This window comes from Nonomuraea sp. NPDC050786, from assembly GCF_040654115.1.
GTDB lineage: Bacteria > Actinomycetota > Actinomycetes > Streptosporangiales > Streptosporangiaceae > Nonomuraea.
Map to the genome: position 1 here is coordinate 131,757 of NZ_JBFAHJ010000030.1, position 19,510 is coordinate 151,266.

General features: G+C 65.9%; 34 protein-coding genes. All 34 read right to left on the reverse strand.

Annotated elements, in window-relative coordinates; genetic code table 11:
• Window positions 1–57: 57 nt before the first annotated feature.
• The 34 genes from rplQ to tuf all read right to left on the reverse strand — a co-directional run bounded on the left by rplQ (window position 58) and on the right by tuf (window position 19,435).
• On the reverse strand, window positions 58–615 hold the full coding sequence (gene rplQ / locus AB0H84_RS40385; protein ID WP_357616901.1) for a 50S ribosomal protein L17: 558 nt from the start codon (window positions 613–615) through the stop codon (window positions 58–60).
• A gap of 135 nt (window positions 616–750) precedes the next feature.
• Window positions 751–1,767: a DNA-directed RNA polymerase subunit alpha gene (locus AB0H84_RS40390; protein ID WP_103960866.1), complete on the reverse strand. Its 1,017-nt coding sequence runs from the start codon at window positions 1,765–1,767 to the stop codon at window positions 751–753.
• Between the two features lie 97 nt (window positions 1,768–1,864).
• The gene (gene rpsD, locus AB0H84_RS40395) at window positions 1,865–2,491 is read right to left on the reverse strand and encodes a 30S ribosomal protein S4 (RefSeq protein ID WP_357616903.1); all 627 of its coding nucleotides are present in this window, start codon (window positions 2,489–2,491) and stop codon (window positions 1,865–1,867) included.
• A gap of 23 nt (window positions 2,492–2,514) precedes the next feature.
• Window positions 2,515–2,919 (reverse strand): 30S ribosomal protein S11, encoded by a 405-nt coding sequence (gene rpsK, locus AB0H84_RS40400; protein ID WP_020542285.1) that lies wholly within the window; start codon window positions 2,917–2,919, stop codon window positions 2,515–2,517.
• Window positions 2,920–2,961: 42 nt separating this feature from the next.
• The gene (rpsM, locus tag AB0H84_RS40405) at window positions 2,962–3,342 is read right to left on the reverse strand and encodes a 30S ribosomal protein S13 (protein WP_125644650.1); all 381 of its coding nucleotides are present in this window, start codon (window positions 3,340–3,342) and stop codon (window positions 2,962–2,964) included.
• Between the two features lie 220 nt (window positions 3,343–3,562).
• The gene (gene rpmJ / locus AB0H84_RS40410) at window positions 3,563–3,676 is read right to left on the reverse strand and encodes a 50S ribosomal protein L36 (protein WP_003956441.1); all 114 of its coding nucleotides are present in this window, start codon (window positions 3,674–3,676) and stop codon (window positions 3,563–3,565) included.
• A 23-nt stretch (window positions 3,677–3,699) separates the two neighbouring features.
• Entirely contained in the window at window positions 3,700–3,921 is a 222-nt protein-coding gene (infA, locus tag AB0H84_RS40415; RefSeq protein WP_012887858.1) for a translation initiation factor IF-1, read from the reverse strand.
• 284 nt (window positions 3,922–4,205) lie between these two features.
• Window positions 4,206–4,607, reverse strand: a complete 402-nt coding sequence (locus AB0H84_RS40420) for a hypothetical protein (RefSeq protein ID WP_357616905.1) — start codon at window positions 4,605–4,607, stop codon at window positions 4,206–4,208.
• A 105-nt stretch (window positions 4,608–4,712) separates the two neighbouring features.
• On the reverse strand, window positions 4,713–5,144 hold the full coding sequence (locus tag AB0H84_RS40425) for a DUF1707 domain-containing protein (protein WP_357616907.1): 432 nt from the start codon (window positions 5,142–5,144) through the stop codon (window positions 4,713–4,715).
• An 18-nt stretch (window positions 5,145–5,162) separates the two neighbouring features.
• Window positions 5,163–5,972: a type I methionyl aminopeptidase gene (map, locus tag AB0H84_RS40430; RefSeq protein WP_357616909.1), complete on the reverse strand. Its 810-nt coding sequence runs from the start codon at window positions 5,970–5,972 to the stop codon at window positions 5,163–5,165.
• A 113-nt stretch (window positions 5,973–6,085) separates the two neighbouring features.
• Window positions 6,086–6,736 (reverse strand): adenylate kinase, encoded by a 651-nt coding sequence (locus tag AB0H84_RS40435; RefSeq protein WP_344997569.1) that lies wholly within the window; start codon window positions 6,734–6,736, stop codon window positions 6,086–6,088.
• Entirely contained in the window at window positions 6,736–8,040 is a 1,305-nt protein-coding gene (gene secY / locus AB0H84_RS40440; RefSeq protein ID WP_357616911.1) for a preprotein translocase subunit SecY, read from the reverse strand. The genes AB0H84_RS40435 and secY overlap by 1 nt, the downstream gene beginning before the upstream one ends.
• 167 nt (window positions 8,041–8,207) lie before the next feature.
• Complete coding sequence (gene rplO / locus AB0H84_RS40445) at window positions 8,208–8,663, reverse strand: 50S ribosomal protein L15 (protein ID WP_357616913.1); 456 nt, start codon at window positions 8,661–8,663, stop codon at window positions 8,208–8,210.
• A 2-nt stretch (window positions 8,664–8,665) separates the two neighbouring features.
• On the reverse strand, window positions 8,666–8,848 hold the full coding sequence (gene rpmD / locus AB0H84_RS40450; protein WP_020542293.1) for a 50S ribosomal protein L30: 183 nt from the start codon (window positions 8,846–8,848) through the stop codon (window positions 8,666–8,668).
• 2 nt (window positions 8,849–8,850) lie between these two features.
• Window positions 8,851–9,480, reverse strand: coding sequence for a 30S ribosomal protein S5 (gene rpsE / locus AB0H84_RS40455; protein ID WP_357616915.1), 630 nt, complete (start codon window positions 9,478–9,480; stop codon window positions 8,851–8,853).
• A gap of 49 nt (window positions 9,481–9,529) precedes the next feature.
• On the reverse strand, window positions 9,530–9,913 hold the full coding sequence (gene rplR / locus AB0H84_RS40460; RefSeq protein WP_125644663.1) for a 50S ribosomal protein L18: 384 nt from the start codon (window positions 9,911–9,913) through the stop codon (window positions 9,530–9,532).
• A gap of 2 nt (window positions 9,914–9,915) precedes the next feature.
• Complete coding sequence (rplF, locus tag AB0H84_RS40465; protein ID WP_357616917.1) at window positions 9,916–10,458, reverse strand: 50S ribosomal protein L6; 543 nt, start codon at window positions 10,456–10,458, stop codon at window positions 9,916–9,918.
• Between the two features lie 16 nt (window positions 10,459–10,474).
• Window positions 10,475–10,873, reverse strand: a complete 399-nt coding sequence (rpsH, locus tag AB0H84_RS40470; RefSeq protein ID WP_020542297.1) for a 30S ribosomal protein S8 — start codon at window positions 10,871–10,873, stop codon at window positions 10,475–10,477.
• A gap of 154 nt (window positions 10,874–11,027) precedes the next feature.
• Complete coding sequence (locus tag AB0H84_RS40475; RefSeq protein WP_020542298.1) at window positions 11,028–11,213, reverse strand: type Z 30S ribosomal protein S14; 186 nt, start codon at window positions 11,211–11,213, stop codon at window positions 11,028–11,030.
• A gap of 4 nt (window positions 11,214–11,217) precedes the next feature.
• A complete protein-coding gene (gene rplE, locus AB0H84_RS40480; protein ID WP_357616919.1) occupies window positions 11,218–11,793 on the reverse strand; it encodes a 50S ribosomal protein L5 in 576 nt (191 codons plus the stop codon).
• Window positions 11,793–12,086 (reverse strand): 50S ribosomal protein L24, encoded by a 294-nt coding sequence (gene rplX / locus AB0H84_RS40485; protein WP_345002200.1) that lies wholly within the window; start codon window positions 12,084–12,086, stop codon window positions 11,793–11,795. The genes rplE and rplX overlap by 1 nt, the downstream gene beginning before the upstream one ends.
• 11 nt (window positions 12,087–12,097) lie before the next feature.
• Window positions 12,098–12,469 (reverse strand): 50S ribosomal protein L14, encoded by a 372-nt coding sequence (gene rplN / locus AB0H84_RS40490; protein WP_026214151.1) that lies wholly within the window; start codon window positions 12,467–12,469, stop codon window positions 12,098–12,100.
• Window positions 12,470–12,665: 196 nt separating this feature from the next.
• The gene (rpsQ, locus tag AB0H84_RS40495) at window positions 12,666–12,950 is read right to left on the reverse strand and encodes a 30S ribosomal protein S17 (protein ID WP_185070626.1); all 285 of its coding nucleotides are present in this window, start codon (window positions 12,948–12,950) and stop codon (window positions 12,666–12,668) included.
• Window positions 12,943–13,179 (reverse strand): 50S ribosomal protein L29, encoded by a 237-nt coding sequence (gene rpmC, locus AB0H84_RS40500; RefSeq protein ID WP_357616920.1) that lies wholly within the window; start codon window positions 13,177–13,179, stop codon window positions 12,943–12,945. Before rpmC ends, rpsQ begins: the two co-directional genes overlap by 8 nt.
• A complete protein-coding gene (gene rplP / locus AB0H84_RS40505) occupies window positions 13,179–13,598 on the reverse strand; it encodes a 50S ribosomal protein L16 (protein WP_344997584.1) in 420 nt (139 codons plus the stop codon). The genes rpmC and rplP overlap by 1 nt, the downstream gene beginning before the upstream one ends.
• Window positions 13,599–13,600: 2 nt before the next feature.
• Window positions 13,601–14,446 carry a 30S ribosomal protein S3 gene (gene rpsC, locus AB0H84_RS40510; protein ID WP_344997586.1) on the reverse strand — a complete coding sequence of 282 codons (846 nt, stop codon included), beginning with the start codon at window positions 14,444–14,446 and terminating at the stop codon, window positions 13,601–13,603.
• The gene (gene rplV / locus AB0H84_RS40515; RefSeq protein WP_020542306.1) at window positions 14,446–14,799 is read right to left on the reverse strand and encodes a 50S ribosomal protein L22; all 354 of its coding nucleotides are present in this window, start codon (window positions 14,797–14,799) and stop codon (window positions 14,446–14,448) included. Before rplV ends, rpsC begins: the two co-directional genes overlap by 1 nt.
• Window positions 14,800–14,823: 24 nt before the next feature.
• On the reverse strand, window positions 14,824–15,102 hold the full coding sequence (gene rpsS, locus AB0H84_RS40520) for a 30S ribosomal protein S19 (RefSeq protein WP_030451498.1): 279 nt from the start codon (window positions 15,100–15,102) through the stop codon (window positions 14,824–14,826).
• A gap of 11 nt (window positions 15,103–15,113) precedes the next feature.
• On the reverse strand, window positions 15,114–15,950 hold the full coding sequence (gene rplB / locus AB0H84_RS40525) for a 50S ribosomal protein L2 (protein ID WP_080043237.1): 837 nt from the start codon (window positions 15,948–15,950) through the stop codon (window positions 15,114–15,116).
• A 107-nt stretch (window positions 15,951–16,057) separates the two neighbouring features.
• Entirely contained in the window at window positions 16,058–16,360 is a 303-nt protein-coding gene (rplW, locus tag AB0H84_RS40530; protein WP_080043238.1) for a 50S ribosomal protein L23, read from the reverse strand.
• Window positions 16,360–17,010 (reverse strand): 50S ribosomal protein L4, encoded by a 651-nt coding sequence (gene rplD / locus AB0H84_RS40535; RefSeq protein WP_357616922.1) that lies wholly within the window; start codon window positions 17,008–17,010, stop codon window positions 16,360–16,362. Before rplD ends, rplW begins: the two co-directional genes overlap by 1 nt.
• Entirely contained in the window at window positions 17,007–17,660 is a 654-nt protein-coding gene (gene rplC, locus AB0H84_RS40540) for a 50S ribosomal protein L3 (RefSeq protein WP_349446686.1), read from the reverse strand. The genes rplD and rplC overlap by 4 nt, the downstream gene beginning before the upstream one ends.
• A 14-nt stretch (window positions 17,661–17,674) precedes the next feature.
• Window positions 17,675–17,983, reverse strand: a complete 309-nt coding sequence (gene rpsJ, locus AB0H84_RS40545) for a 30S ribosomal protein S10 (RefSeq protein ID WP_012887830.1) — start codon at window positions 17,981–17,983, stop codon at window positions 17,675–17,677.
• Window positions 17,984–18,241: 258 nt separating this feature from the next.
• On the reverse strand, window positions 18,242–19,435 hold the full coding sequence (gene tuf, locus AB0H84_RS40550) for an elongation factor Tu (RefSeq protein WP_043623429.1): 1,194 nt from the start codon (window positions 19,433–19,435) through the stop codon (window positions 18,242–18,244).
• Window positions 19,436–19,510: the final 75 nt, after the last annotated feature.

Below are 19,510 nucleotides of genomic sequence, written 5' to 3' on the forward strand. Positions count from 1 at the left end.
GAAAACGGGCCCGCACCCCCGCAGGGAGTCCGGGCCCGTCTCATGCGGCCTGAGAGATCAGGCCTCGTCCTTCTTCGCCTCGGCCTCGGCGGCCGGAGCCTCCTCGGCGGCGGCCTCCGCGGCGGGGGCCTCCTCGGCGGCGGCCTCGGGAGCCTCAGCGGCCTCCTCGGCCTTGGGGGCCTCGGTCTCCTCCGCGGCGGGCGCCGGGGCCGCGGCGGCGGCCGGAGCCTCGGTGCGGCGGGTCGTGACGGCGTTCAGCGGCTCGGTCACCAGCTCGATGACCGCCATCGGGGCGTTGTCGCCCTTACGCGGACCGACCTTGGTGATCCGGGTGTAGCCACCGGGACGCTCGGCGAACGTCGTCGCGATCTCGGTGAAGAGGTGGTGTACGACGCCCTTGTCCTTGACGACGGTCAGGACCTGGCGACGGTTGTGGATGTCGCCCTTCTTCGCCTTGGTGATCAGGCGCTCCGCCAGCGGACGCAGGCGCTTGGCCTTCGTCACCGTCGTGCGGATCTTGCCGTGGCGGAACAGATCGGTGGCCAGGTTGGCCAGGATCAGCCGCTCGTGCGCCGGGCTGCCGCCAAGACGTGCACCCTTGGTGGGCTTGGGCATGGTCTTTCTCCTCCTGGATTAACCCGCCCCGGCCGTACCAGGTACCGGAGTCGGGCCGGATCGCCGTCGCTTCGTGTGCGATCCGTTACTGTGGCCCCGCGCCATGACACTGCGCGGGGCCCTCGAAAAGCGGGATCAGTACTGCTCGGTCTCGACGTACGCGCTGTCGTCGTCGTCGTAACCGCCACCGGCCACCGCGCTCGGGTCGAACCCGGGCGGGGAGTCCTTGAGCGCCAGCGACATCTCGTGCAGCTTCTGCTTGACCTCTTCGATCGACTTGGCGCCGAAGTTGCGGATGTCCAGCAGGTCCTGCTCGCTGCGGGCGACGAGCTCGCCCACGGTGTGGATGCCCTCGCGCTTGAGGCAGTTGTAGGAGCGAACCGTGAGGTTGAGCTCCTCGATCGGCAGCGCCAGGTCGGCGGCCAGGGCGGCGTCGGTCGGCGACGGGCCGATGTCGATGCCCTCGGCCTCGACGTTGAGCTCACGGGCCAGGCCGAAGAGCTCGACGAGGGTCTTACCGGCGGAGGCCACCGCGTCGCGGGGCTTCATGGCCGGCTTGGTCTCGACGTCGAGGATCAGGCGGTCGAAGTCGGTGCGCTGCTCGACTCGGGTCGCCTCGACCTTGTAGGTGACCTTGAGCACCGGGGAGTAGATCGAGTCGATCGGGATGCGCCCGATCTCCTGGCCCGGCTGCTTGTTCTGGGCGGCGGAGACGTAGCCGCGACCGCGCTCGACGGTCAGCTCCATCTCCAGCTTCGCCTTGCCGTTGAGCGTGGCGATGCGGAGCTCGGGGTTGTGCACCTCGACACCGGCCGGCGGCGCGATGTCGGCGGCGGTGACCTCACCCGGGCCCTGCTTGCGCAGGTACATCACGACCGGCTCGTCATGCTCGGAGGAGACGACGAGCTCCTTGAGGTTGAGGATGATGTCGGTGACGTCTTCCTTGACCCCGGGAACCGTCGAGAACTCGTGCAGGACGCCCTCGATGCGAATGCTCGTCACGGCCGCGCCCGGGATGGACGACAGCAGCGTGCGACGGAGCGAGTTGCCGATGGTGTAGCCGAAGCCCGGCTCCAGCGGCTCGATGACGAACCGGGACCGGGTGTCGTCGATCGACTCTTCGAGAAGAGTCGGGCGCTGAGCGATCAGCATGTGCGGGTCTCCCCTTGTTTCGTGTGACGCCCGCTATATGACGCCACTCCGATAAACAGCGTAGCTGAGGTGCGGAAATCCGCACCTCAGCCAAGGCTCACTTCGAGTAGTACTCGACGATGAGCTGCTCCTGGACCTGGGTGTCGATCTGCTGGCGAACCGGCAGCTGGTGAACCAGGACGCGGAGCTTCTCCGGCACGACGCCGAGCCACGCGGGAACGGTGCGCTCGCCCGCGGTCGCCCTGGCGACCTCGTAGGGCATCAGGTTGCGCTTGGTCTCGCGGACCTCGATGATGTCGTGCTCGCGAACGCGGTAGGACGGGATGTCGACCTTCTTGCCGTTCACCAGGAAGTGCCCGTGACGGACCTGCTGGCGGGCGGCGTCGCGCGACTGAGCGAAACCGGCGCGGTAGACCACGTTGTCGAGACGGCTCTCCAGGATCTGGAGCAGCACCTCACCCGACTTGCCGGTCTTGCTCGCGGCCTCCTCGTAGTAGTTGTGGAACTGCTTCTCGAGGACGCCGTAAATGCGGCGGGTCTTCTGCTTCTCGCGAAGCTGAAGCTGGTACTCGGACTCCTTGGGGCGTCCGCGGCCGTGCTCACCCGGCGGGTAAGGACGGATTTCGATGGGGCACTTGGCGGACTCGCACTTGCTGCCCTTGAGGAAGAGCTTGGTCTTCTCGCGACGGCAGAGCTTGCAGTCCGCGCCCGTGTAACGAGCCATTTCTCTGTATCTCCTGGGCTAATTCAGACGCGGCGGCGCTTCGGCGGGCGGCAGCCGTTGTGCGGAACCGGGGTGACGTCCTGGATCGAGCCCACCTCGAGGCCGGTGGCCTGCAGCGAGCGGATCGCGGTCTCACGGCCGGAGCCGGGACCCTTGACGAAGACGTCGACCTTGCGCATGCCGTGCTCCATGGCGCGGCGGGCGGCGTTTTCCGCGGCCATCTGCGCGGCGAACGGGGTGGACTTGCGGGAGCCCTTGAAACCCACGTGGCCGGCGCTGGCCCAGGAGATCACGTTCCCGTTCGGGTCGGTGATCGAGACGATCGTGTTGTTGAACGTGCTCTTGATGTGGGCGTGCCCGTGAGCGACGTTCTTCTTCTCCTTGCGGCGCACCTTCTTCGGGGCGCCCTGACGGCTCTTAGGAGGCATTGCTTGCCATTACTCCTGAGGTCTTCGGTCCGCGGCTGTGGACTACTTCTTACCGGGCTTCTTCTTGCCGGCCACGGTCTTCTTCTTGCCCTTGCGGGTGCGCGCGTTGGTCTGCGTGCGCTGACCGTGGACGGGCAGGCCCTTGCGGTGCCGGATGCCCTGGTAGCAACCGATTTCGATCTTGCGACGAATGTCGGCCTGGACCTCGCGGCGCAGGTCACCCTCGATCTTGAAGTTCGCCTCGATGTAGTCACGCATCGGGACGAGCTCGGTGTCGGAGAGCTGGTGCACGCGGAGGTCGCCGCTGACACCGGTGGCCTGGAGGATCTCCTGGGCGCGGGTGCGGCCGATTCCGTAGATGTAGGTGAGAGCGATCTCCAGCCGCTTCTCGCGGGGGAGGTCGACGCCAACCAGGCGAGCCATGGTCGGGCATTCTCCTTCTTTGTGGCGGAGGTCTTGCGCCGCACTACCCCTCCCCATGCCCGGGGTGAGGGCCCCGGCCTCCGACCGGGGGTCTCCCGAATGGTTCGGGCCTTCGGAAAGGCCCGCCTGTTCGGGTGTGAGACGCGATTACTGACTCAGGCTCCTCATGCGTCGAGCCCGCTCCCTTGTCGGGGCGGACTCGGAGAAGCCTTTGCGGCGACTAGCCCTGGCGCTGCTTGTGGCGCAGGTTGTCGCAGATCACCATGACGCGACCGTGCCGGCGGATCACCTTGCACTTGTCGCAGATCTTCTTGACGCTCGGCTTTACCTTCATTGTCCTTCGTATCCTCAGACGTCTTACTTGTATCGGTAGACGATCCGCCCACGACTCAGGTCGTAGGGGCTCAGTTCAACGACTACCCGGTCGTCAGGCAGGATCCGGATGTAGTGCATCCGCATCCGACCGCTGATGTGGGCCAGGACCTTATGGCCGTTGTCGAGCTGCACCCGGAACATGGCGTTCGGGAGCGACTCGACCACAGTGCCCTCGATCTCGATGGCGCCGTCTTTCTTGGCCAAAATTCCTCGCGTTTCACTGATCGATCGTCTGAGGCTCCGGTTCACTAGCAGCCGCGACCTCACGCTTCGGAGAGAGCGGCGACCGGCAACGGTCACCGACGCGTGACAGTCATAGTGAGCCGACTAAGGAGTGTACGACACCTGGGCCCTAAACGCGAAACGCGTGCCAGGCGTCCTGACACAACCATGTAAGAGCTTACCCTATCTTCTCCCCGCACCCGACCGCACAGCGAAAGGCCCGCCGGAGGAGACCTCCCGGCGAGCCTTTCAGGGGAAAAGGGGCCTCAGTAGATGCGGTGCACCGGCCCGCAGTACGTGGACGGGCTCCCCCAGCAGGTGTACGTGTACAGCTTCTTGATCCCGTGCTTCGACCAGGTCGCCTGGTACGAGCCGTCCCAGCCCTGGACGAACTTGTGCCAGCTCCCGCCGGAGTAGTACCTGAACCACACGTACCCCTTCCTCGGGGTGGACTCCTTGCCGTACCAGTGGGTGTAGACCTTGCCGTGCTGCTTCCAGGTCTTCCCGTAGGTGTAGGCCTTGTGGTTCTTCGAGTAGAACTTGCCCCAGCTGCTCACCGAGGCGGCGGTCGACTGCGTCGTGGTGGCCGCCTGGGCGGTGGGGGCGACGGCGAGGCCGGTGACGGCGATGGAGCCGGCGAGGGCGGCGGCTGCGAGGACCTTGCGCATTTCGGATTCCCTCCGTGAGTGGTGTTTCTCGACACCGCTCACGTTAGAAATCCGGACATATATCCACTGCGGAGGAATGCACACAGTGCACTAGTGCACAGAGCCCTACCGGCGCTTCTTGGGCGGCGCACCGCCGCCCAACGTGCTGATCAGCAGGATGACGCCCCACGGGCCCATCACCCACAGCGGCCAGGGATAGATCGCATGCTCGGCCGTGATGCTCACGATCAGCCAGATCACCCAGTTGATGCCGCTGGCCGTGGCCCAGGCGCCCCAGGCCGCCTTCATGCCGGGATGCATGCCGCCCCGCCGCTCGGGGCTCTGGGACACCTTGGCGGGCGCGTGACGCAGGTCCACGTCCGGCAGGTCGGCGGTCAGCCTGGCCAGTTCGCCGTACGTCCTGCTCTTGTAGAGCTGTTCGAGCCGCTCGTTGAACTCGTCCATCGTGATGCGGCCCTGCGCGGTGTGCTCGCGGAGGATGGCGGCGACGCGGTCGCGATCGGCGTCGGAGGCTCGCATCTCGGGGCTGTTCGCCATCCCACCCACTCCCGGGGGTTAGTTCTGCAGTTGGGACAGGCGCTCTTCGCCCCCGTCCAGGGCGGTAAGCACCCAAGGACCATTATGTGTCACCGCGACGCTGTGTTCGAAGTGTGCCGAGTGCTTGCCGTCGACCGTCACCACGGTCCAGTCGTCGGCCAGCACGCGCGTGCGCTCGGTGCCGAGGTTCACCATGGGCTCGATGGCCAGGCACATGCCCTCTTCGAGCACCGGGCCCTTGCCCGGCCTGCCGTGGTTGGCGATCCACGGGTCCATGTGCATCTCGGTGCCGATGCCGTGGCCGCCGTACTCCGGAGGGATGCCGAAGCGGCCCTGCGACTTGACGTACCGCTCCACCTCGTAGCCGATGTCGGACAGGTGGCGGCCGACCTTCAGGGCGGCGATGCCGCGCCACATGGCCTCTTCCGTGATCCGCATCAGCTCGGCCAGCTTCGGGTCCACCTCGCCGACCGGGACCGTGACGGCCGAGTCGCCGTGCCAGCCGTCCAGGATCGCGCCGCAGTCGATCGAGATGATGTCGCCCTCGCGCAGCTTGCGGGCATCGGTCGGGATGCCGTGCACGACCTCGTTGTTGACCGACGCGCAGATCGTCGCAGGAAAGCCCTGGTAGCCCTTGAACGACGGGATCGCGCCCTCGTCCCTGATCGCCTTCTCGGCGATGACGTCGAGGTCGAGCGGCGTCATGCCGGGCTCGACCGAGCGCTTGAGCAGGTCGAGCGTGCGCCCGACCACCAGGCCCGCCGCCCGCATCTTCTCCAGCTGCTCCGGCGACTTGATCTGGATGCCGTGTCTGTTCCGTTTGAACATCGTGTGCCCCCCTGGGTCACTCAACGGGCCACGCTGGGGGCCCAATTCCCCCACAATAACCGCGAGGTGGCACGGAATCCCGTGCCACCTCCGCAAATCGGTCGTACGTGGTACTAACCCATGTATGGGCGGATCTGCTCCATGGCCCGCTGAGTGACCTCCTCAACGGGACCCGTCGCGTCCACCCCCACGAGAATGCCCTCGTCGGCGTAGTAGGAGACCAGCGGCGCCGTCTGCTCCTGGTAGACCTCCAGGCGGTGCCTGACGGTCTCCTCCTTGTCGTCGTCACGCTGGAAGAGCGCGCCCCCGCACGCGTCGCACCTGTCGTCCTTCTTGTCGTCGAACTCGACGTGCCAGATGCGGCCGCACTGGCTGCAGGTGCGCCGGCCGGCCAGCCGCCTGACCACCTCGTCGTCGTCGACGACGAGCTCGAGTACGAGGTCGAGCGCCTGGCCCCAGTCCTTGAGCATGTCGCGCAGGATCTCCGCCTGCGCGACGTTCCTCGGGAAGCCGTCGAGCAGGAACCCGTCCTGCGCGTCGGCCTCGGACAGACGGTCACGGACCATGGCGATGGTGACCTCGTCGGGCACCAGGTCACCACGGTCCATGTACGTCTTGGCCAGCTTGCCGAGCTCCGTGCCCCCCGAGACGTTGGCACGGAAAATATCACCTGTCGAGATCTTCGGGATGGACAGGTTGGATGCGATGTACTGGGCCTGCGTCCCCTTACCCGCTCCGGGGGGCCCGACCAGAACGAGACGCACTACCGCAGGAAACCTTCGTAGTTACGCTGCTGCAGCTGGCTCTCGATCTGCTTAACGGTGTCCAGGCCGACGCCTACCATGATCAGAATACTCGTCCCTCCGAACGGGAAGTTCTGGCTCGCACCGGACACCGCCAGCGCGATGATCGGGACCATGGCGATGAGACCCAGATAGAGCGAGCCCGGCGCGGTCAGACGAGTGAGCACGAAGTTCAGGTATTCAGACGTCGGCCGGCCGGGGCGGATGCCCGGAATGAAACCACCGTACTTCTTCATGTTGTCGGCGACTTCAGTGGGGTTGAACGTGATGGACACGTAGAAGTACGTGAAGAAGATGATCAGCACGAAGAACGTGGCCATGTAGATCGGGGTGTCACCCGTGGCCAGGTTCTGCGAGATCCAGCGGATCACCGCGTTGTCGGACGTCTGGAAGAGCGACGTGAGCAGCTGCGGCAGGTAGAGCAGCGAGGACGCGAAGATGACCGGGATGATGCCGGCCTGGTTGACCTTCAGCGGGATGTAGGTGGACGTGCCGCCGTACATCCTGCGCCCGACCATCCGCTTGGCGTACTGGACCGGGATGCGCCGCTGCGCCTGCTCGACGAAGACCACCGCGGCGATCATGAAGATGCCGACCACCATGACGACCGCGAACGTGAAGGTGTTGGCCTTGAAGATGTTGGTCAGCTCGGCCGGGAAGACCGCGACGACCTGCGTGAAGATCAGGATGGACATGCCGTTGCCGACGCCGCGGTCGGTGACGAGCTCACCGAGCCACATGATCACCGAGGTGCCGGCCGTCATGATGACCACCATGGTGATGATCATGAAGATGTTGTCGGGGTCGATCAGCACGTCCTGCTGGCAGTTCGGGAAGAGCTGCCCGGTACGGGCCAGCGCGATGAACGCGGTCGACTGGAGGATGGCGAGGCCAATGGTCAGATAACGCGTATACTGCGTGATCTTGGCCTGACCGGCCTGCCCCTCCTTCTTCAACGCCTCGAGACGCGGAATCACCACGACGAGCAGCTGAAGAATGATGCTCGCGGTGATGTACGGCATGATGCCCAGCGCGAACACCGACAGCTTCAGGAGCGCACCACCGCTGAAAAGCTGCACCATCCCGTAGATGTTGCCGGCGGCTCCGTTACGGGCCTGCTCGAAACAGGCCGCGAGGTTCTGGACGTGAACTCCCGGAGTCGGAAGAACCGAGCCGAGACGGAAAAGCGCGATGATGCCCAGGGTGAAGAGCAACTTCTTGCGCAGGTCCGGTGTCCGGAACGCCCGGGTAAACGCGGTCAGCACGGTCCCTCCTGCGCGCCTTTACGGCGATGTGAGTATGCGATGGTGCGGGGATCTGCCATCTCAAGTCTTGGGTCTAACGAGCCGGACAGAAGCCTGCCGTCTCGCGAACTCTAACGCACTACGGGCGTGGGGGCATTTGTCAAAGCCCCCACGCCGCGTAATAGCTCTTACAGCTCGGTAACGGAACCACCGGCAGCGGCGATCTTCTCCTTCGCGGAGGACGAGAAGGCGTGAGCCTGAACGTTCACCGCGACCGAGATCTCGCCGGTGCCGAGCACCTTCACGAGCTGGTTCTTGCGAACAGCACCCTTGGCGACCAGCGCCTCGACGGTGACCTCGCCACCCTCGGGGAACAGCTCACCGAGCCTGTCGAGGTTGACGACCTGGTAGGTCGTCTTGAACAGGGCGTTGGAGAAGCCCTTGAGCTTCGGCAGACGCCTCTGCAGCGGCACCTGGCCACCCTCGAAGCCGAGGGGAACCGTCGTACGGGCGTGGCTGCCCTTGGTGCCGCGACCGGCGGTCTTGCCCTTCGACGCCTCGCCGCGACCCTTGCGGATCTTGGCCTTGTTGGCGCCGGGGGCCGGCCGCAGGTCGTGAATCTTGAGCGGAGCCTTGTCAGTCATGACTAGTCGACCTCTTCCACCTCGACGAGGTGCGTCACCACGGCGACCATCCCGCGAATCTCGGGCCGGTCCTCCTTGACGACGACGTCGCCGATTCGCTTCAGGCCAAGCGAACGCAGCGAGTCACGCTGGTTCTGCTTGCCACCGATCTTCGAGCGAACCTGAGTGATCTTCAGGCGTGCCATGACTAGCTCACCGCCTTCGCGGCCGCCGCCTCGGCGAGACCCTCACGCTGAGCCTTCAGCATCCGGGCCGGGGCGACGTCCTCGATCGGCAGGCCACGGCGGGCGGCGATCTCCTCGGGCCGCGAAAGACCCTTCAGAGCCGCCACGGTGGCGTGCACGATGTTGATCGGGTTGTCCGAGCCGAGCGACTTGGACAGCACGTCATGGATGCCGGCGCACTCCAGCACCGCGCGCACCGGGCCACCGGCGATGACGCCGGTACCGGCCGAGGCCGGACGCAGGAAGACGACACCGGCCGCCTCCTCGCCCTGCACGGTGTGCGGGATGGTGCCCTGGATCCGAGGCACCTTGAAGAAGTGCTTCTTCGCCTCTTCGACACCCTTGGCGATGGCCGCGGGCACTTCCTTGGCCTTGCCATAGCCGACGCCGACCAGGCCGTTGCCGTCACCGACGACGACGAGGGCGGTGAAGCTGAAGCGACGACCACCCTTCACGACCTTGGCCACTCGGTTGATCTTCACTACGCGCTCGATGTACGAGACGCCCTTCTCTGCGGCGCCACCGCGGCGATCGTCACGACGGTCCCGCCGCTCGCCACCGGTGCCGCCACCGCGACGCGGAGCTGCAGCCATCAGTGGTTCCTCTTCTCAGTTGCCATCATTTGCGATCCTTGGGCCCTCATCAGAACTCGAGCCCACCCTCGCGCGCGCTGTCAGCCAGCGCCGCGATCCGGCCCGCATACCGGTTGCCGCCACGGTCGAAGACGACCTTGGTGATCCCGGCTTCCTTGGCCCGCTGAGCGAGGAGCTCGCCGACCTTCTTCGCCTTCTCGGTCTTGTCCGCCTCCAGCGTGCGCAGCGAGGCGTCCATGGTGGACGCGCTCACCAGCGTGTGGCCGACGGAGTCGTCCACGATCTGGACGAACATGTGACGCGTCGAGCGGTTGACGACCAGGCGCGGACGCTCTGCCGTACCGACGACGAACTTGCGGACGCGGCGGTGACGGCGGGCCCGCGAGACGGTGCGGGCAGCCGTGTGCTTGCTGAACGCAGTCTTCGGAGCCATGCCTACTTACCAGCCTTTCCGACCTTGCGGCGGATCTGTTCGCCCTGGTAGCGCACGCCCTTGCCCTTGTACGGGTCAGGCTTGCGCAGCTTGCGGATGTTGGCCGCGACCTCGCCGACCTTCTGCTTGTCGATGCCGTCCACGTGGAACAGGGTCGGCTTCTCGACGCGGAAGGTGACGCCCTCGGGGGCGTCGACGATGACCGGGTGGCTGAAGCCCAGAGAGAACTCCAGCTGCGTCGGGCCCTTGGCCTGAACGCGGTAACCGACGCCGACGATCTCCAGGGACTTGGTGTACCCCTGGGTGACGCCCTGCACCATGTTGGCGATCAGCGTCCGGGACAGGCCATGCAGCGCACGAACCTTGTTCTCGTCGTTGGGCCGGGAGACGGCGATGGCGCCGTCCTCGTCGCGGGCGACCGAAATGGGCGTCGCGACCGTGTGAGAAAGCGTGCCCTTCGGGCCCTTGACCTGGACATCCTGACCGTCGATCGTGATGTCTACGCCACTCGGCACAGGGATGGGCAGCCGTCCGATTCTCGACATGCTGTGTTCCTCCCCTCTACCAGACGTAGGCGAGGACTTCCCCGCCCACACCACGCTTGCCGGCCTGCTTGTCGGTCATGAGACCGTGGGACGTCGAGATGATCGCGACGCCCAGTCCGCCCAGGACTCGAGGCAGGTTGTCCTTCTTTGCATAAACCCGCAGACCGGGCTTGGAAACCCGGCGCAGGCCCGCGAGCGACCGCTCACGGGTAGGCCCGAACTTGAGCTCCACCACGAGGTTCTTGCCAACCTTGGCGTCCTCGACGGTCCAAGCCTGGATGTAGCCCTCTTGCTGGAGGATCTCGGCGATGTGCGCCTTGATCTTCGAGTACGGCATCGACACGCTGTCGTGGTACGCCGAGTTCGCGTTACGCAGACGAGTGAGCATGTCTGCGATCGGGTCGGTCATCGTCATGGCCAGTGGCCTTCCTCGCCGCGGTTTCCAGTCGGCCAAGCAGCGCTCTGCCGGTGGACCTTCGGCGTGGTCATGGACGCTCACACAGAGCGCCCGGTTTCTACTTGAAAATATGATCGCCTAAGGGGCGACCTGAGGCCGCCCCTTAGGGTATCTACCAGCTCGACTTGGTGATACCGGGCAGCTCGCCCCGGTGCGCCATCTCGCGGAAGCACACGCGGCAGAGCCCGAACTTGCGGTAGACGGCGCGCGGCCGGCCACAACGCGAGCACCGGGTGTACGCCCGGACCTCGAACTTCTGCTTGCGCCCCGCCTTGGCGATCAGCGACTTCTTCGCCATTGGATCAGGCCTCCTTGAAGGGGAAGCCGAGGAGCTTCAGCAGCGCCCGGCCCTGGTCGTCGTTCTTCGCGGTGGTCACGAGCGTGATGTCCATACCCCGCGGACGGTCGACCTTGTCCTGGTCGACCTCGTGGAACATGACCTGCTCGGTCAGACCGAACGTGTAGTTGCCGTTCCCGTCGAACTGCTTGGGCGACAGGCCGCGGAAGTCCCTGATGCGGGGCAGCGCGAGCGCCAGCAGCCGGTCGAGGAACTCCCACATGCGGTCGCCGCGCAGCGTGACGTGCGCACCGATCGGCATGCCCTCGCGCAGCTTGAACTGGGCGATGGACTTGCGCGCGCGAACGACGGCCGGCTTCTGGCCGGTGATCGCGGTGAGGTCGCGGACGGCACCCTCGATGAGCTTGGAGTCGCGAGCCGCCTCGCCGACGCCCATGTTGACCTTGATCTTGGTCAGCGCCGGGATCTGCATGACGTTCTCGATGCCGAACTGCTCGCGAAGCTGGGCCGCGATCTCCTCGCGGTACTTCGTCTTGAGTCGCGGCGTCGGGCGCTCGGTCTCAGTGGTCGTGGCAGTCATCAGCTGTCCTCACCCGTCTCGTCGGCCTTCTTCTCGTCGGCCTTCTTGTCGGCGGGCTTCTCGTCCTTGAGCTTCTTCACGTTCGAGACGTGGATGGGGGCCTCCATGGTCTGCACGCCGCCGGTCTTGGCGCCGCGCGGACCCTGGTGGGTCTCCTTGGAGTGCTTCTTGATCATGTTGATGCCCTCGACCACCACGCGGTCCTCGCGCGGGAGCGTGGCGATGACGCGACCCTTGGCACCCTTGTCCTTGCCGGCGATGACCTGGACCAGGTCACCCTTCTTCACATGCAGCGACTTCGGCATCACAGCACCTCCGGGGCGAGCGAGATGATCCGCATGAACTTCTTGTCACGCAGCTCGCGGCCGACCGGGCCGAAGATACGAGTGCCGCGAGGGTCACCGCTGTCCTTGATGATGACGGCGGCGTTCTCGTCGAAGCGGATGTAGGAGCCGTCGGGCCGGCGCCGCTCCTTGACCGTGCGGACGATGACGGCCTTGACCACATCGCCCTTCTTGACGCCCGTGCTGCCGGGCAGCGCGTCCTTGACTGTGGCGACGATGACGTCGCCGATACCGGCGTAGCGTCGGCCCGAGCCACCGAGCACACGGATGCAAAGGATTTCCTTCGCCCCCGTGTTGTCGGCGACCTTGAGCCGCGACTCCTGCTGGATCACGTTGAACTCCTGTTAGTCGCGCCGGTTCTCATTTCTGAGCCTGGCGGAACCGTCGTTGTCTTGTTCCCACGGCCACAGCACCCGTGGGCGCCGCACCGCAGGCGACGCGAGACCACACGTGGCCCCGCGTCCTTGGACGCCGTCATGGGGGCTCTGAGAGCCCCCACGAGGCGCGGTATATGTCGAGAAGGAAGGGTTACTTGGCCTTCTCGAGGATCTCCACGACCCTCCACCGCTTGGTGGCGGAGAGGGGGCGGGTCTCCATGAGCAGCACGCGGTCGCCCACGCCACAGGCGTTGGCCTCGTCGTGCGCCTTGTACTTGGTCGTACGGCGGATGACCTTGCCGTACAGACGGTGCTTCACGCGGTCCTCGACGGCGACGACGACGGTCTTGTCCATCTTGTCGCTCACCACGAGGCCCTCGCGGACCTTGCGGAAGTTCCGCTGCTCGTTCGTCTCAGTGGTCTCGGTCTCAGCCATCGCTCGTCTCCTTCTCGACCGTGACGATGCCCAGCTCGCGCTCGCGCATCACGGTGTAGATACGGGCGATCTCGCGGCGGACGGCACGCAGCCGCCCGTGGCTCTCCAACTGACCGGTCGCCGCCTGGAAGCGGAGGTTGAACAGCTCCTCCTTCGCCTCCCTCAGCTTCTGGACGAGGGTCTCCTCGTCCTCCACTCGCAGCTCGCCGGCGGTCAGGCCCTTAGCCATCACGCCTCACCCACTTCACGCTTAACGATCTTGCACTTCATCGGGAGCTTGTGGATCGCACGCTGAAGCGCCTCGCGAGCGATCGGCTCCGCCACGCCGGACAGCTCGAACATCACGCGTCCGGGCTTGACGTTGGCGATCCACCACTCCGGCGAACCCTTACCGGAACCCATGCGGGTCTCAGCAGGCTTCTTGGTGAGCGGACGGTCGGGGTAGATGTTGATCCACACCTTGCCGCCACGGCGGATGTGACGGGTCATGGCGATACGGGCCGACTCGATCTGGCGGTTGGTCACGTAGGAGTGCTCAATCGCCTGGATGCCGAACTCGCCGAACGTGACCCTGGTGCCGCCCTTGGCGGCTCCGCTGCGGTCAGGCCGGTGCTGCTTGCGGTGCTTGACCCTGCGCGGGATCAGCATGGTCAGCTCCCTTCAGCACCCGGCTGCGCAGCCGGGCCGGTCTCGGGGGCGGCCTGCGAGGCCGCCTCAGTGCGGGGGGCGCGGTCGCCACGGCCGCCACCACGACGGGGACGGTCGCCGCCACCACGACGCGGACGGTCGGCGCCGCCACCACGGCGGTCGTCACGCTCGCGACGCTGGCCGGCACGGGCGCCGGCGGCGGCCGCCTCGCGCTCGGCGCGGCTGGTCGGAGCCTCGCCCTTGTAGATCCAGACCTTCACGCCGATGCGGCCGAAGGTCGTGCGGGCCTCGTAGAAGCCGTAGTCGATGTCCGCGCGGAGGGTGTGCAGCGGCACGCGGCCCTCGCGGTAGAACTCCGACCTCGACATCTCAGCGCCGCCCAGACGGCCAGAGCACTGGACACGGATGCCCTTGGCGCCGGACTTCATGGCGGACTGCATCGCCTTGCGCATGGCGCGGCGGAACGAGACACGGCTGGACAGCTGCTCGGCAACGCCCTGCGCGACGAGCTGCGCGTCGATCTCCGGGTTCTTGACCTCGAGGATGTTGAGCTGGACCTGCTTCTTGGTCAGCTTCTCCAGGTCGCCACGGATACGGTCCGCCTCGGCGCCGCGGCGGCCGATCACGATGCCGGGACGCGCGGTGTGGATGTCCACCTGCACGCGGTCCGTCGTGCGCTCGATCTCGACCTTGGAGATGCCGGCCCGCTCCATGCCCTTCTGCAGCATGCGGCGGATCGCCACGTCCTCGGCGACGTACGACTTGTACAGCTTGTCGGCGTACCACCGGCTCTTGAAGTCGGTCGTGATGCCGAGGCGGAACCCGTGCGGGTTAACCTTCTGGCCCACTATCGGGTCCTTCCCTTCGGCTCGCGGGACTCCACGATCACAGTGATGTGGCTCGTCCGCTTGTTGATCCGATAGGCACGACCCTGTGCACGCGGGCGGAACCGCTTCAGCGTCGGGCCCTCGTCGACCCACGCCCGGCTGACGACGAGCGTCTGCGGGTCGAGGTCGAAGTTGTGCTCCGCGTTCGCCATGGCGCTGCTGAGCACCTTGTAGATCGGCTCGCTCGCCGACTGGGGAGCGAACTGCAGCACGGCCTGCGCCTCCGAAGCGGGCAGCCCGCGAATGAGGTCCACCACACGGCGGGCCTTCTGGGGCGTGACACGGACGAACCGCGCCTGAGCCCTGGCTTCCATCGCTTTCTCCTACTTCCGGGACGCTTACCGCCGGCTGCGGCGGTCTTCCTTGACGTGGCTGCGGAACGTACGCGTGGGGGCGAACTCTCCGAGCTTGTGGCCGATCATCGACTCGGTGACGAAAACCGGGACGTGCTTGCGGCCGTCGTGCACGGCGATCGTGTGCCCGAGCATGTCGGGAACGATCATGGAGCGCCGCGACCACGTCTTGATGACGTTCTTGGTGCCCTTCTCGTTCTGAGCGTCCACCTTCTTCTGAAGGTGATCGTCCACGAAGGGACCCTTCTTAAGGCTACGTGGCATTTCGGCTGCTCCTACCGCTTCTTCCTCTTGCTCCGACGACGGATGATCAGCCGGTCGCTGGCCTTGTTGGCCTGGCGGGTGCGGCCCTCGGGCTTGCCCTTCGGGTTCACCGGGTGGCGACCACCGGAGGTCTTGCCCTCACCACCACCGTGCGGGTGGTCGACGGGGTTCATCGCGACACCGCGAACGGTTGGGCGCTTGCCCTTCCACCGCATACGGCCGGCCTTGCCCCAGTTGATGTTGGCCTGCTCGGCGTTGCCGACCTGGCCGACCGTCGCGCGGCAGCGCACGTCCACCATGCGCATTTCACCGGACGGCATACGCAGGGTGGCGTACTGGCCTTCCTTGGCGAGCAGCTGGATCTGAGCGCCCGCGGAGCGGCCGAGCTTGGCGCCGCCGCCCGGACGGAGCTCCACCGCGTGGATGAAGGTACCGGTCGGGATGTTGCGCAGCGGCAGGCAGTTGCCCGGCTTGATGTCGGCAGCGGGGCCGTTCTCGATACGGTCACCCTGCTTGAGGCCCGTCGGCGCGATGATGTAGCGCTTCTCGCCATCGGCGTAGTGGAGCAGAGCGATGTTGGCGGTGCGGTTGGGGTCGTACTCGATGTGAGCGACCTTGGCCGGGATGCCGTCCTTGTCATGCCTACGGAAGTCGATGATCCGGTAGGCGCGCTTGTGACCGCCGCCCTGGTGGCGAGCGGTGACTCGGCCGTGTACGTTCCGGCCGCCCTTGCTGTGAAGGGGCGCAAGCAGCGACTTCTCGGGCGTGCTGCGGGTGATCTCGGAGAAGTCCGAGACACTCGACCCGCGGCGACCCGGAGTCGTCGGCTTGTACTTACGGATGCCCATCTTTTTCGTTCATCCTTCGTCGGTTACATGGGTGAGCCCGCCGCACCGAAGTGCGACGGTCTCAGCCCCGCGCGGGCCATAGCGGCCCGCACTCACTTCTATGGCTGTCAGCCGATCTGACCGAAGATGTCGATCCGATCGCCCTCGACCAGGCTCACGATCGCGCGCTTGGTGTCGGGACGCTTGCCGTAACCGGTACGGGTGCGCTTGCGCTTGCCCTGCCGGTTGATCGTGTTCACGCTGGTGACCTTGACCCCGAAGATCTGCTCGACGGCGATCTTGACCTGGGTCTTGTTCGCGGTCTTCTTCACCAGGAACGTGTACTTGTTGTTCTCATCGATCAGGCCGTAGCTCTTCTCAGAGACGACCGGCTTGATGATGATGTCGCGCGGGTCGGCGATCTTCTCCATCAGGCCTCTTCCTTCCCGCTTTCGCTCAGGCGAGCGACGACCTGGTCATACGCCTCCTGCGTGAAGACCACGTCGTCGGCCACGAGCACGTCGTACGTGTTGAGCTGCCCGGCGTCCAGGAGGTGGACCTCGGGAGCGTTACGCAGGCTCAGCCAGGTCAGCTCGTCGGCCTCGTCCACAACGACGAGCACGCGCGGAGCCTGGGTGACCTTGCGCAGCGCCTCCAGGGCGGCCTTGGTCTTGGGGGTCTCGCCTGTGATCAGCGAGCTGACCACGTGGACGCGACCGCCGCCGGCCCGGTCGGAGAGGGCGCCACGCAGGGCGGCGGCCTTCATCTTCTTGGGCGTGCGCTGCGAGTAGTCGCGCGGCACGGGACCGTGGACGGTCCCACCGCCGGTGAACTGCGGCGCGCGGGTCGAGCCCTGACGGGCGCGGCCGGTGCCCTTCTGCCGGTACGGCTTCTTGCCGCCGCCGGAGACCTCACCACGGGTCTTGGCCTTGTGGGTGCCCTGCCGGCGAGCGGCGAGCTGGGCCACGACCACCTGGTGGATCAGCGGCACGTTGACCTTGGCGCCGAACACGTTCTCCGGCAGCTCTACGGTGCCGGCCTTCGCGCCGCTGGCGTCGAGGACGTCAATGGTGGTGCTCACTTGGCAGCCCCCTTCTTGGCAGAGGTGCGAACGAGGACCAGGCTGCCGTTGGCGCCGGGGATCGCACCCTTGATCAGGATGAGACCGTTCTCGACGTCCACGGAGTGAACCTTGAGGCTCTGCACGGTGGTGCGGACGTTACCCATCCGACCAGCCATGCGCAGACCCTTGAAAACGCGGCCCGGGGTGGCGCAGCCACCGATGGAACCCGGCGAACGGTGCTTGCGCTGCGTACCATGCGACGCGCCCAGACCACCGAAGCCGTGCCGCTTCATGACACCGGCGAAGCCCTTGCCCTTGCTCTTGCCCGTCACGTCGACGAACTGGCCGGCCTCGAAGGTGTCGGCCAGCAGCTCCTGGCCCAGGGTGTAGTCGCTCGCGTCGTCGGTGCGGATCTCCGCGAAGTAACGGCGCGGGGTGATGTCGTGCTTACGCAGGTAGTCGCCGAGCGGCTTGTTGACCTTCCGGGGGTCGACCTGCCCGAAGCCGAGCTGGATGGCGGAGTAGCCGTCCTTCTCAGCGGTGCGGACCCGGGTCACCACGCACGGACCGGCCTCCACCACGGTCACCGGCACCATCCGGTTGTCCGCGTCGAAGACCTGGGTCATGCCGAGCTTCTTGCCCAGGACGCCCTTGATCGTCTTAGCCATGTCAGTGCGTTCCCTCAGAGCTTGATCGAAATGTCGACACCCGCGGGGAGGTCGAGCCGCATGAGCGAGTCAACCGTCTTGGGGGTCGGATCGATGATGTCAATCAGCCGCTTGTGCGTGCGCATCTCGAAGTGCTCGCGGCTGTCCTTGTACTTGTGCGGCGAGCGGATGACGCAGTACACGTTCTTCTCGGTCGGCAGCGGCACCGGGCCCGCGACCTTCGCGCCAGTCCGCGTCACCGTCTCGACGATCTTCTTGGCCGAGCTGTCGATGACCTCGTGGTCATAGGCCTTAAGCCGGATGCGGATCTTCTGTCCCGCCATAGTGGCCTCGGTGTCCTTCGCTGTCGTCTGAAAAAGTATCGTGCGGCCTGTTGCCGCTGTTCTGGTGCAGGTCGAAGCCTGCTTGACCCCACGAGGCAGACGTAGTCGATCTGCCTTTTCTTCCGTGATCCGGCAGTGACTTCGGTCACAAGTGTCTGGCCGAAGCGACTGCTGGATCACGGCGCCGTACGTGAGGTCCTCACGCGTTGCGGCGGTCGGCTCCGATGTCCGGGGCCGACCGCCGCCCCGACGGTCTAGCTACTTGATGATCTTCGTGACCCGACCGGCGCCGACGGTGCGGCCACCCTCACGGATCGCGAACTTGAGGCCTTCCTCCATGGCGATGGGCTGGATCAGCTCAACGCGCATCTCGGTGTTGTCGCCCGGCATGACCATCTCCGTGCCCTCGGGGAGGTTCACGACACCGGTCACGTCAGTCGTACGGAAGTAGAACTGCGGGCGGTAGTTGTTGAAGAACGGCGTGTGGCGGCCGCCCTCGTCCTTGGACAGGATGTAGACCTGGCCGGTGAACTCGGTGTGCGGGGTCGTCGTGCCCGGCTTGATGATGCACTGGCCGCGCTCGACGTCGTCGCGCTTGATGCCGCGGAGCAGCAGGGCGGCGTTGTCACCGGCGTGACCCTCGTCGAGCATCTTGTTGAACATCTCGATGCTGGTGACGGTGGTGGTCGTCTTCTCCGGCTTGATGCCGATGATGTCGACCTGCTCGTTGACCTTGACGATGCCGCGCTCGATACGACCGGTGACGACGGTGCCGCGACCGGTGATCGAGAAGACGTCCTCGACCGGCATGAGGAACGGCTTCTCCGTCTCACGCGGGGGCTCGGGGACGTTCTCGTCGACGGCGTTCATCAGCTCGATGATGCTGTCGGCCCACTTCTCGTCGCCCTCAAGAGCCTTGAGCGCGGAGACGCGGACGACCGGCAGGTCGTCGCCGGGGAACTCCTGAGCGGAGAGGAGCTCGCGGACCTCGAGCTCGACGAGCTCCAGGATCTCCTCGTCGTCCACCATGTCGGACTTGTTGAGGGCCACGACGATGTAGGGGACGCCGACCTGGCGGGCCAGGAGGACGTGCTCCTTCGTCTGCGGCATCGGGCCGTCGGTGGCGGCGACCACCAGGATGGCGCCGTCCATCTGAGCGGCACCGGTGATCATGTTCTTGACGTAGTCGGCGTGGCCGGGGCAGTCAACGTGAGCGTAGTGACGCTTCTCCGTCTGGTACTCGACGTGCGCGATGGAGATCGTAATGCCGCGAGCCTTCTCCTCCGGCGCCTTGTCGATCTTGTCGAACGGGGTCGCCTTGTTCAGCTCGGGGTAACGGTCGTGGAGCACCTTGGTGATCGCCGCGGTCAGCGTGGTCTTGCCGTGGTCGATGTGCCCAATGGTGCCGATGTTCATGTGCGGCTTGGTCCGCTCGAACTTGGCCTTAGCCACTGGTTCTCTCCTTGAGAATCTGACTGACTTTCGTCTACACACTCGGGCCCGGGAGCTCCCGAACCCCTAGGCGGC